Annotated in this window: 5 protein-coding genes; 1 reads left to right on the top strand and 4 read right to left on the bottom strand. The window is 68.4% G+C overall.

The genetic code is table 11. The features are described 5' to 3' along the window. Positions 1–2: 2 nt before the first annotated feature. The 4 genes from ACRDUX_RS19660 to ACRDUX_RS19645 form a co-directional block, all read right to left on the bottom strand. Positions 3–1238: an SfnB family sulfur acquisition oxidoreductase gene (locus tag ACRDUX_RS19660; RefSeq protein WP_526415694.1), complete on the bottom strand. Its 1236-nt coding sequence runs from the start codon at positions 1236–1238 to the stop codon at positions 3–5. Further along, positions 1235–2404, bottom strand: coding sequence for an LLM class flavin-dependent oxidoreductase (locus ACRDUX_RS19655; protein WP_526415693.1), 1170 nt, complete (start codon positions 2402–2404; stop codon positions 1235–1237). The genes ACRDUX_RS19660 and ACRDUX_RS19655 overlap by 4 nt, the downstream gene beginning before the upstream one ends. 33 nt (positions 2405–2437) lie before the next feature. Then, the gene (locus ACRDUX_RS19650; RefSeq protein ID WP_526415692.1) at positions 2438–3889 is read right to left on the bottom strand and encodes an LLM class flavin-dependent oxidoreductase; all 1452 of its coding nucleotides are present in this window, start codon (positions 3887–3889) and stop codon (positions 2438–2440) included. 150 nt (positions 3890–4039) lie between these two features. Then, positions 4040–4348: a hypothetical protein gene (locus tag ACRDUX_RS19645; protein WP_526415691.1), complete on the bottom strand. Its 309-nt coding sequence runs from the start codon at positions 4346–4348 to the stop codon at positions 4040–4042. 369 nt (positions 4349–4717) lie between these two features. On the opposite strand from ACRDUX_RS19645, the gene ACRDUX_RS19640 reads away from it, so the two are divergent. Next, the coding region (locus ACRDUX_RS19640) for a methionine ABC transporter ATP-binding protein (RefSeq protein ID WP_526415690.1) at positions 4718–5278 on the top strand (561 nt) is incomplete at its 3' end.

Below are 5278 nucleotides of genomic sequence, written 5' to 3'. Positions count from 1 at the left end.
TTTTAGAGCTGCCCGTGACGCGGTGGTCTCGTGCCCGAGAGGACGTACCTGCCGATGTGCTGAAGCTTCCAGCGGGTCGCGTCGTGCAGCGTATGGGTGCGCGCATCGCGCCAGTAGCGGGACAGGTTTCCGCCCGCCGAAGCGCTGCGGGTGCCGCCGAGTTCGAACAGCCCCGACGAGGCGTCGAGCGAGGCGCGGACCGCGGCGACCTTGGCCACCGCCACGGCCACCGACGCGGCGGCTGCGGTGTCCGGGGTCAGATCGGCCCGCGCGCCGTCGACGTGACGCGCCGCCTCGGCGAGCAGCGCCTGCGCGCCGCGCACGGTGACGGCCAGTTCACCCGCCACGTGGATCAGCGTCGGATCCTCCGCCGCGGAGGCCACCCGTGCCTCGAAGTGGGGACGCGCCGTCGCAGCCTGACGGACGCCTTCGGCCAGTGCGCCGGTGGCGATGCCGACGTCGATCGCCGCGTGCAGCAACTGGGCGTGCGCACCGTAGACGGTGGGCTCGGCGAAGATCGGGGTGAACGGTACGACGTGGCTGGCAGGGACCAGAACGTCGTCGAGGGTGACGGTGCCGGAAGCGGTGGTGCGCTGGCCCATTCCGTCCCAGTCGTCGACGACCTGCAGTCCCTGGGCGTCCCTCGCAATGAACGCCAACGCCTTCGGCGTCGCGGAGGTCGGCGCATCGCCTGAGCCGTCCGCAACGGACGCGCGCACGATCAGCCAGTCCGCGAAGAGCGCACCGGTCGAATAGAACTTGCGGCCACTCAGCACGTACTCGCCCGAGTCGGTCGCGGTAAGCGTGGTGGCGTCCAGGTCGATCGGATGTGGGCCACGCTCGGACTGGGCGTTCGCGAACAGACCCCCCGCGCGGACGATGTCGTAGAAGAAGGCCTTCTGCTCACCAGTCCCCTTGAGCCGCAGCGCTTCTAGGAACGCGAAGTGTGACTGGGGGATCTGAGCCAGTGACGGGTCGGCGTGCGCAAGCAGCCGGAACACTTCGGTCACCACCGTCGCGGGGGCGTCCACGCCGCCGTACTCGGCGGGTACCGACAGCGCCAACAGCCCCGAGCCCTTCAGCGTCCGCACCTGTTCGTGCGGCAGGTCGCGATCGGCGTCGCGGGCACTGGCCTCGACGCCGAACTGCTCCGCGAGCCGTTCGGCCACTGCCACGGCGTCGCCCGCCGAGGCGACGTGCTTGGCTGCGGCGTCCGTGGCGGTGGCAGGCGCACTCACCGAACGGCGCTGACGAACGGGATCGAGGCGGGCGCCACGTCCACGCGGCCCGCGTCGAAGAGTCCGCGTTCGCGCAGGATCGGCACGACGCCCTCGCCGAACCAGAAGAGCTCTTCGAGATGCGGGTAACCGGAGAAGATGAACTCGTCGATGCCGACTTCCGCGTACTCGGCAATCCGGTCGGCGACGTCGGTGTGACTGCCCACCAGTGCCGTGCCTGCCCCGCCGCGAACCAGACCGACCCCGGCCCACAGGTTCGGCGCCACCTCGAGGCTGCGCGCGTCGTTCCAGGAGCCGTCGGCGCGGTTGGCTTCGTGCAACGCCCGCATCCGGCGCTGCCCCTCGGATTGGCTGCGACTCAGGCCGGCCTGCGCCGAGCGAACCGTTTCCTCGTCGAGCGCACCAATGAGCTTGTCCGCCTGCGACCATGCCTCGTCGGCGGTGTCACGCGAGATGGTGTGCAACCGGATGCCGAACCGGACGGTGCGCCCCTGGTTCGCGGCCTCCTTGCGGATCCACTCCACCTTCTCGCGAACGGCAGCGGGCGGCTCGCCCCAGGTCAGGTACACGTCGGCGTGCCGGGCCGCGACGGGACCGGCGGCAGGTGAGCTACCTCCGAAGTACAACGGCGGCAACGGGTTCGGCAGCGTCGCCAGCGACGCCTCCTCGACCTTGATGTGCGCGCCGTCCTTCGTCACCGTCTCACCGGACCACAACCGGCGGACGACGTCGAGGAATTCGTCGCACCGTTCGTAGCGCGCGTCCTTGTCCAGGTGATCGCCGAAGGCGCGCTGCTCGTGCGCCTCACCCCCGACGACGACGTTGAGCAGAATGCGGCCTGGGGCGTGTCTGGCGAAGGTGGCCGCCATCTGCGCCGACAGGGTGGGGCTGACGAGTCCTGGGCGGAACGCGACCAGGAACGCCAACGAGGTGGTCTCGCGGGCGAGGAGAGCGGCGGTGACGAACGCGTCCTCGCACCACGCGCCGGTGGGGATGAGGGCGCCGGTGAACCCGAACGACTCGGCGGCCCTGACGATCGAGGCGAGGTAGTCGATCGAGGCGTCGCGGTCGCTGTGCGCTGCGCCTGCCGGGGTTCCGTGGCCACCGCCGACGATGTGCCGGCTGTCGCCGTAGGTGGGCAGGAACCAATGAAGCTTCACGGGCACGGGAGTGCTCCTATCTATCTACTGGCCGTCGGCCTATCTACTGGCCGTCGGCTGCGAGGCTACCGAAGCGGACGACGACGGCACGGTGGACGGTCGCTCGATGATCGTCGACGACGAACCACCCACCCGGTAGGTCGAGCCACGGTGCTCGTCGGGCAGTCGGTCACCGCGACCGAAGAGCTTGTTGCGCAACGTCCCCGGGGCGTACTCCGACTGGTAGGCGCCGCGGGCGGTGAGCACCGGCACCACGTGCTCGATGAAGTCGGCGAACGTTCCAGGGGTGATCGCGTAGGCGAGGTTGAAGCCGTCGACGTCGGTTTCGGAGACCCACTCCTGCAGTACGTCGGCCACGCGGGCTCCCGAACCGACGACGAGCGGTCCGATGCCGCCGATCTTGCCCCAGTCGGCGATGTCGCGGACCGCCCACTCGCCTCCGTCGGGGTCGGCGGACTGGAACGCCTTCACCGCAGACAGGATCGCGTTGGAGTCCACGTTGCCGATCGGTTCGTCGAAGCCGTAGCGCGCCAGATCGACACCCATCCAGCCCGACATGAAGACCAGCGCACCCTCCGGGTCGCCGTAGGACAGGTACTCCACGTGCTTGGCGCGGGCCTCGTCATCGGAGTCCGCCGTGATCACGGTCGTCAGGTTGAAGATCTTCGCGGAGTAGGGATCCCGCCCGGCCAACTCCAGCTCGCGCCGAATCGTGGTGACCGTCTCGCTCAGAATCGCCTTGGTGGGGGCGGCGGTGAAGATGGCCTCGGCATTCTCGGCGGCGAAACGGACGCCGCGCGCCGACGCCCCCGCTTGGAATATCACCGGGGTCCGCTGTGGAGACGGTTCGGAGAGATGGATTCCCGGCACGGTGAAATGCGTTCCGGCGTGCCCGATGTGATGCACCTTCGCCGGATCGGTGAAGACCCCGCTCTCGCGATCGCGGATCACCGCGTCGTCCTCCCAGGACCCCTCCCACAACTTGTAGAGCACCTCGAGGTACTCGTCGGCATGGTCGTAGCGAGCGTCGTGGGCGGGCTGATCGGTCTGCCCCATGTTGCGGGCCGCCGCCGGTAGATACCCGGTGACCACGTTCCACCCGACGCGGCCTCCGGTGAGGTGGTCGAGGGTGGAGATCCGGCGCGCGAACGGATAGGGATGTTCGAACCCGGTGCCGGTGGTGATTCCGAATCCCAGGTTCTCGGTGACGAGCGCCATGGCGGACACCAGCAGCAGCGGGTCGTTGACCGGGACCTGGGCGGCCTGTCGGATGGCGGCTTCGTCGCTCGCACCGTAGACGTCATACGTGCCAAGGACATCGGCGATGAACAGGCCGTCGAACCTGCCGCGCTCGAGGAGTTTCGCGAGGTCGGCCCAGTAGGCCAGATCCTTGTACCGCGAAGACTGGTCCTGCGGATGCCGCCAGAGACCGGGGGATTGATGGGCGACGCAGTTCATGTCGAACGCGTTGAAGCGAATCGATCGGGTCACTGGCCGAATCCTCGCCGTAGCGCCGCTCGAAGTCACGGCTTTGCGTCATGGCGATTCAAAGGGCGGCGGCATCACGCAGCTGGTCGGCCGTCGAACTGGTTGACGCCGTTCGCAATACCCGTGCGGGCCCGGGGGCCTGCCAGCCCTGAGCTAGCCCTGGCTCTGCTGAAGGCCGATGCAGGTTCCCATGTGCTCAGGAGTACAGGGGATGCCGTTCACCGAACCGAAACCGTTGGGGTTGTTGACCACGTCGGCACCGGTCGAGCCCGTCATCGGCGGAACGACGACGCCGGGCGCACCGAAACCGCCTGCCTGGCCTTGCGTGCACACCCCGTTCGACCGGGGGACCGTGCCCCATGGGCAGTCCTTGGCGGCAGCTGGGGACGCCACGACCAAGGGCGCAGCGGCGAACGCCGCCGCACACCCGAAGGCAACAATCCCGCGCTTGACGTTGACCATGACGCCTCCAGACGACTCGTGGAACTTGGGTCAGCCTAACCCCTTGACCACAGTCTCGGACGTCCCGTCCCGTCTGACCGGCCGAAGAGCGGGGGGTGGGGCCGCGGGCGGCCTCGAAATCGTCAATTCGGATCAGCCAGATCGGTACCCTTTGCCGCCCTCGTCGAGGTGCGTACCTTTACCGCGAGTCTGACCATCGGGCCCTGGACCTTCCGTGCTCAGCACGCCTGAATCCGGGGCCGTATCCGCCAACGGACCGCCGGATCGCGTCAGAAGTTCACCCTCTGATTCTCAGTTGGAGGACGGCCGCTGCGCGGATTCGAGTCCGTCTCCGGGAAGCCCACCCAAGATCAAGTCAAGAGAGCCCACATGATCGAAATCGAGAACCTGACCAAACGGTTCGGGGACCGCACCGTCCTCGAGGACATCTCGTTGTCGGTGCCCAACGGCGAGATCCTGGCCGTGGTCGGTCCCAGCGGCGCGGGGAAGACCACGTTGTCACGCTGTGTCAGCTTCCTGGAGCGTCCCAGCAGCGGCACCGTCCGCGTCGACGGGAAGGACTTCACGCGGCTGGAGGGTGCCGAACTGCTCAAGGCGCGCCGCAGCGTCGGCGTCATCTTCCAGACGGCACCCCTTCTGAGGCGCCGGACCGTCGCCCAGAACGTGGCGCTTCCCCTGGAGTACCTCGGAGCCACCGATGCCTCCGTCGAGAAACGCGTCACGTCGCTGCTCGACAGGGTGGGTCTGGCCGATCGCCGCGACTATCTCCCCGCCCAGCTCTCGGGTGGCCAGAAGCAGCGGGTCGGGATCGCCCGCGCGCTCGCTCTGGGACCTTCCTACCTGCTGTCGGACGAGGCGACGTCGGGGTTGGATCCGAGCACGACGAAGGCGATCCTGGGGCTGCTCAGCCACCTTCGCGACGAGTTCGGT

This window comes from Mycobacterium sp., from assembly GCF_050701675.1.
Classification (GTDB): Bacteria; Actinomycetota; Actinomycetes; order Mycobacteriales; family Mycobacteriaceae; genus Mycobacterium.
The sequence above is the reverse complement of the archived record's forward strand: the minus strand, read 5'-3'. Positions and strand labels throughout refer to the sequence as shown.

Excerpts from the sequence above, each read along its gene's own strand:
- ACRDUX_RS19645 (WP_526415691.1), bottom strand. The coding sequence starts at position 4,348 with ATGGTCAACGTCAAGCGCGGGATTGTTGCCTTCGGGTGTGCGGCGGCG.